This is a genomic window from Microcystis sp. LE19-10.1B (assembly GCF_027530565.1).
Classification (GTDB): Bacteria; Cyanobacteriota; Cyanobacteriia; order Cyanobacteriales; family Microcystaceae; genus Microcystis; species Microcystis aeruginosa.
The window spans coordinates 1-5383 of record NZ_JAPZQM010000293.1; the positions used below are offsets into that span (position 1 = coordinate 1).

The window sequence follows — 5383 nt, forward strand, 5'->3', positions numbered from 1 at the left end:
TACCAAGCGATGTACTACAAGAAGGATAATGCAAGGTTTTTGAACGTCCCAATCCTATTTTCGCAGCATGAACATCGGACTTTAACAGGTCAAAAGCTTTATTTTAAAAGGGTTTTACCATTATTCAGCAAACCCTAAATATTAGTACAAAAGCTCAGACTTTCCCCTCTCCCATGCAGTCCTAAGCTAAACGGCGCTTAACCTGCATGATCCAATAGCTATAACCCTTTTGGAGTCTATATCGGTGATCCGAAGTAAAAGCCGTTTAGCTTACTATCCCTCGGCCATTAAGCGCAATAATTCGTCAGTGGATAGCTTGCCGCTGGCGTCGGTTCCCTCCAATAAACTATCGGCGAGATCGCGTTTATGGTGGTGCAGATCGACAATTTTTTCCTCGATCGTATCCTTGGCCACTAAGCGATAAATCGTCACCGGACGTTTTTGGCCGATGCGGTGAGCGCGATCGGAAGCCTGATCCTCCACTGCGGGATTCCACCAGGGATCAAGATGGATAACATAATCGGCCGCGGTGAGATTTAATCCTGTCCCCCCAGCTTTTAAACTAATTAAAAATACGTCCCCTTCCCCCGCTTGAAAGGCTTTCACCTGTTTCTGCCGATCGCCAGCAGGGGTACTACCATCGAGGTATTGATATTTTATCTGTCTTTGCTCGAGATAACTGCGGACAATCGCTAAATGATCGACAAATTGACTAAATACCAACGCTTTATGCTGATTATCCAATAAATCATCCAGAATTTCCCCGAAACGGGACAATTTCGAGCCGGCTAAATCCAAATCTGGAGCCACTAACTGCGGGTGACAGCAGGCCCGGCGTAATTTCATGATCTCTGCCAGTACCTGGAGATGTTTTGCCCCAGCGGTGCTGTCACTCTCGCTTAATTTCTCCAAAGCACGCCGCCGTAAGGCCTCGTAAAACGCCTTCTCCTCGACGCTTAACTCGATCGGGACTAAAATCTCGGTACGCGGCGGTAATTCCGCCAGAACTTGGTTTTTGGTGCGCCGGAGAAGGAAAGGCCGCACCAGTTTTTTTAACTGTTCGCGAGCGGTTTTATCGCCGTATTTTTCGATCGGGGTGGCGAAACGGCGATCAAAACTTTCCAAGGAACCCAACAATCCGGGGTTAATAAAACGGAAAAGATTCCATAATTCCCCTAAATGATTCTCGATCGGTGTTCCCGTGGTGATTAGTTTAAAATCCCCCCGCAGATTCATCGCTGCTTTCGATCGCTTGGTGGAGAAATTCTTAATCGCTTGGGCCTCATCGAGAACGATTGTCCGCCATTCCACCCCGGCCAACATGGTAGCCACTTCTTCCTGCTGTAATAACCCATAGCTACACACCAACAGATCAAAAGGTTGCAGTCGATCGAGTAGTGCTTGCCGATCGCCTGTTCCCAATTGGATGATATTTAAGGTGGGTGCGAACCTTTCCGCCTCACTAATCCAGTTCAAACATACTGAAGTAGGGGCGATCGCTAAAGTCGGTCCCTCCGAGGCGCGGGTAAGGATCACTGCTAGGGCCTGTAAAGTTTTCCCTAATCCCATATCATCGGCCAAACAGGCCCCAGCCCCCCACCGGGCCAGCCTAGCTAACCAGCGAAAGCCTTCCAATTGATAGTCGCGCAATTCTGCCTGTAGAGTTGAGGGGACTTCTGGAGTAAAATCCTGACTCTCCTGAAAGCGTTGTAAATTATCGCGCCAACGTTTATCGGCCTTGAGTTGTCCCACTTCCTCGCTGAGTTCCGAGAGCATCGGGGCAGCGAAGGGATGAAACCGCAAACCGTCCCCGGACTTTTCCGAGAAAGCGCGCATTTCCTGTAACCGTTCCCGAAATGCCTCGGTTAGGGCGAGAAATTGACCATCTCCGAGGGGAATAAACCGCCCCGGCGATCCCTCTAGCAATTTCATCAACTCCTGCATACTCAGCACCGATTTCTCCTCTAGGTGCAGTTCCCCACTGACGGCAAACCAATCCCGTTGACTGTGGATATTTAGGTGTAGGTCTTGTAATCGAAGCTGACGCGACACCCGCCATTTTTCCCCTTCCGGCCATTCCACAAGGACGCTATCGTTTAATTCCCGCAATTCCAGCAGTAGATCTAGACAATCCTCTGGATTTTCTAGCCGCCATTCCCCATTTTCTTCCTCGAAACTGATCAGGATCGGACAAGAATCGATCGCCGTTTGTGCCAGTTTTTTCTCCAGGGCCAAATCCCTAGTTGTTTGCAGCCGTTCCCCCTCGATCTCGGCGATCACTGTTTCCCCCCCTTTTCCAGGCTGGAAATAGGGACCGGCTGCCCCAAAAGGACGGCTGAGAACCGCCACTTTTAGACCCTCCCCAGCCGGTAAGAGATGAATCCGGGGTTGACTATCGGCCGCCACTGACCGGGCTGCTTTTCCTCCGCCGATATCGGAATGTACTGTCACCATCCCGGAGAGGGAATTGATCGCGGCCAGCACTTTTTCCCGGCCCTTGTCGGGGACTTCTAGGCGGTTGCTTTTGCCGATAATGTCGGCGATGCTTCGGTGTTCTGGCTTGACTTCGATTACCTTAACGCGAGTGGGGGTTTCTTTCCAAATCAGCACTTCTTGGTGATCGCTGAGATCGGGCAGTAAAGAGAGGATTAATTTACCCGATTTTTCCTTACTTACTCGCAATTCCGGTTCCCCGGCGACGATTTCTACCCGCGTTCTGGGGGAATCTTCCCAAAACACCAGGGGATGACCGATCAGTTCGATAATGGCCCGGTACTCAAAGTGATACTCGTTCTGGCCATAGTAACTGGATTCCACGAAGATATGGGCGCAAATTTTCAGGTCTTGCGGGGTTAAATAGTCAATTTCCCCGGTTTTTCGCAGACGTTTCAGGGAGACGGGACGGCCACGACTCCAATTACCCCGCGCGTCGAGTTTCTGTTCTTTTGGTTGCAGGAAATAATCCTCGGAATGGATAGAGAGAAACCACGCAAGGCGGACGACGGGGTTAGATTTACCCGGGGTTGGTGTTGGCGCGCACAGATTAGTCAAGGCATTCAGGCACAGTTGCCAAGCTTCTTGGGGTTCGATCGCATCTACTAGGGGGGAAGAGAGATGCCATTTTATAACCACCTCCGCTTCCGGCGCTCGATCGAGTCGGGACAGTAGGGCCCCGGTTTCTAGGGCTAACCAATGGTAGCCGGCCGCCTTGGCATCTTTGTAGAGGGGCAGCAATAGGCGGGGCAGATGTTTTTTAGCGATGTCGCTACTCATCCAGTAGAGACAGATACTATAGATAAGAGTCTCTAGACCCTGGCCCATTTGGTAGGGATTGATCGTCGCGTCGATGATTGCGTCTTTGGCCTGCATATCTCCCTGACGGGCAGCGATGATTTTTTCCAGACGGGCATAGATAGGGCGGAAAGGATGATCGTTTTGACGCGCCACCCAACTGGTATAGCTGGCGGCTTCGGCGAGACGTTCGGGGGTTCCTTCTTTGAGGAGGGCGAAAATAAAGGAGAAGCCGCTAATCGAAGAAAAATAGATTTTTTGTTTTCCTTTGGCTTTTTTTAGGGCTTTAAGGGCGAAGGTATATTCTTGGATCGCTTTGCTGTTTTCCCCCCCTAGAAAGGCAATCCAACCCCGTATCGCCCCGATTTCTGCTGCTTGGCTTTCCGGGAAGGGGCGATCGAGATACCGACGCACCTTATCGTATTGTCCTCGGATGATCGCCTGTTCGAGCCACAAATGGGCTTCGGAAACACTGGTCTGGTCTTGACAGAGTTCTTCTAGGAGGGAAAAAGCCCCATCGGCGCGAGTTATTTTTTCAAAAGCCTTGACAAGAATGCTATTTAGTGCTAGGGCTTGAAATTTGGTCGGTTGCGTCCGTAACCAATCCCCATCGAAGGGGTTATCGTAGATGAGGATGAGAAGGTCTTCTAGGCTGGTTTTTGAGGAAGAATAGCTGGTTTTCTGATAATCGGCGATTTGTTGTTCGATCGAGTCGAAATCCTGACGATAGATGGCCAGACGTATTTCTCGGATTAATTGCTCTTGTCCCTGAAAAACTAGGCTTTCATCCCAACGAGTCCGGGGTTGCGCCAGTTTTGCCTTGATAATCTCGGCAAAACGCTTGAATTCTCCCTTACTAACGCTATCACGGCTGGCAATCTCGACGAGGAGGGGATGACAGCGCGGCCCGTAGCCTTTGTCCTGGGTGATCACTTCCGCTTCTAGGAGGATATCTAAATGGGATTTCAGGGTTTGGCCGTTAAATCGCCGGTTGTTCTCGTCGCGGTAATGAGCTTGATTTAAACAGTCTAGAAAAGTGCTGCGGGCGATCGGTTCATAGATTAGGGAAAAAAGACGGACGATCACCTGATCGAGTGCCGATAATTGTTGGTAGCGTTCGATGAGTTGGCGGCGTATTTGCTCGATATCTTTCATATTCGGTTATATTCGCTGATAATCCTAATCTTTTTGCGGGGATATGACTGCAATTTATGGACGGGTTTCCAAAAAAGGTTCGATATCGATCGGGAACCAATCCCCGTCTAATACCTGTTGGAGAGTGAATATAGACTCTAGGGGAATCGCATTTTTATCGACTATCCGTGCGTTAATCAGGGATTTTCTGGCGGTTAAATAGGCTTTTTCCCAAGAATCGCGGGCATGGTTGACGAGGGTGGCACTATCTATTTTTTGTTCTAATTGCGCTCGGAAAGCCGCGATCTCCACTATCCAGTGACGGGCATTCCGTTCTTTTTCCGATTCCCAATAGGATAGTTTGAGCAAGTGTTCGATTAAAACGGTTAATAAACTCGTTATTGCCTGTCTCTCGCTTTTTCCCATGCACTCTACTTCCTCGATCAGGTTTTCCCAGTCCACCCTGTCAAACTCTTTTCGCTTTAACAGTTGGGCGGTTTTTTCTGTCCAGAGAACAAAATCTTCTTCGTAGAGAGCGGTCATCATAGATTTCTCATCCCGACTGGGAGCGCGGGGTAATGGCTCGATTATAACTCTCGATCGCTATCCTCGATCAGCTTCTAGTCTGGGGAATTTTTGCCAAGTTAGAGATTTATTCACTAGCACAAGTTGTTCTTTTTATCAAGAAAACTTTTTCTTTTTAACAAAAGTACACAAACATTTTGATCAACCTTATTGGCGATGTTATTTTGGGACTACAGGGGAAAGTTAACCTCACTGCTAGAATTTAATTTTCAGACAAATAACCTCAGAGTATAAATTATGACCTTTACACCAGCTATTGATCCAGATATTGAATACCCCGACAGTGACGGTAAACCCATGGCCGATAATACCGAACAATACGAATGGATCGTGAAAATCAAAGAAAATCTTGAGATTCTTTTTGCCACTTCTC

2 protein-coding genes and 1 pseudogene are annotated in these 5383 nt (G+C 48.8%); 1 reads left to right on the plus strand and 2 read right to left on the minus strand.

Features of this window, described 5'->3' with window-relative positions; genetic code table 11:
* Nucleotides 1-273 precede the first annotated feature (273 nt).
* Nucleotides 274-4446 (minus strand): DEAD/DEAH box helicase, encoded by a 4173-nt coding sequence (locus O9332_RS10425; protein WP_288025329.1) that lies wholly within the window; start codon nt 4444-4446, stop codon nt 274-276.
* Between the two features lie 54 nt (nt 4447-4500).
* Entirely contained in the window at nt 4501-4971 is a 471-nt protein-coding gene (locus O9332_RS10430) for a DUF29 domain-containing protein (RefSeq protein WP_002761788.1), read from the minus strand.
* A gap of 276 nt (nt 4972-5247) precedes the next feature.
* Between O9332_RS10430 and O9332_RS10435 the strand changes: the two are divergent.
* A pseudogene (locus O9332_RS10435) lies at nt 5248-5383 on the plus strand (Uma2 family endonuclease); the annotation flags it as partial.